The sequence below is a fragment of the Bartonella queenslandensis AUST/NH15 genome (genome assembly GCF_000312585.1).
GTDB lineage: Bacteria > Pseudomonadota > Alphaproteobacteria > Rhizobiales > Rhizobiaceae > Bartonella > Bartonella queenslandensis_A.
The window spans coordinates 5,782-6,862 of the sequence record NZ_HE997983.1; the positions used below are offsets into that span (position 1 = coordinate 5,782).

The window sequence follows — 1,081 nt, forward strand, 5'->3', positions numbered from 1 at the left end:
CGGGTTATAGTGATGAGCTACAGGCGATAGGTGAAGCAGGTTTTAAGGATTATTGGAGTGGCAATAAACGAGCAGAAGAGGTCTATAATAAAAGGGTAGCGAAGGAACGGGCTTACCAAAAAGCCTTGGCAGAGAAGCATCCATGGATATCTTCCGGTGCTTATATGCTTGGTTCACTTGTACCGACAGCACTATCATTTATGCCTTGGCTAGGAATTTTAAGAGCCGGTTCAGTGGCAACATCAGCGTTTGGAAATCTTGGTAAGGCAGCACTTTTAGGAGCAGGTTCTGGAGCTTTGCACGGTTCAGGAGCGGGAGATGATCTTTCTGGTCGTCTTATATCGGCAGGGACTGGTGGTGTTATTGGAGGAGTAGCTGGTCCTCTTGGTTCTCTCTTTGGTACAGGTGCTTCTTGGGGAACAAGAAAAATAGGAAAGGGATTGCAACATATTCCTTTTATGAAAGGAGGTCGTTTTAATCCTGCTTATAAGGAAGTTCAAACCAAAGCGGTTAGGGAAATTGCAAAAACATTGCATGATGATGGCATTGAAAATGTTGCAGAACGTCTTGCAAATGCGCCACGCCATGCATTTTTGACAGATATCAGTCCTAATTTAGAAGTATCACTTGCGAATATGGGGAAAACAAACACGCGTGTTTCGAAACTTTTGAAAGAAGCACACGATAAACGAATGCGTCAAGCTACAACCCGTCTTAAAAAATCTGCAGATGAAAACATTACCCCTCTACGAGATACGAAGGATTTTAAAAAAGCGCTTGAAGAGCAAGGAGCAAGAGAGCATGGACCACTTTATGCAGAAGCATACCGTATTCCAATAGATGAAAAATATTATGGGGATCTTAATAATCTTTTTAAGCGTAAAACATTTAAAAAAGCTCTGGATCAAGCAGTTCAAACTTTAGAACATGAATTTCGTTCTGCACCCCCAGAAAAGTTTCGTTCGAAAGTTTTTCAGCATATTAAATACAAGCCTACAATACAGTTGTTAGATCAAACTAAAAAGGCTCTCGATGGTCTTTCCAGGAAGTATCATAGGGCAGGTGATGATTATATGGCTGA

General features: G+C 41.4%; 1 protein-coding gene. It reads left to right on the forward strand.

Going from position 1 to position 1,081, the window contains the following annotated elements:
* On the forward strand, window positions 1-1,081 hold a 1,081-nt coding region (locus tag BN338_RS02025), incomplete at both ends, for a glycine zipper family protein (protein WP_482762593.1).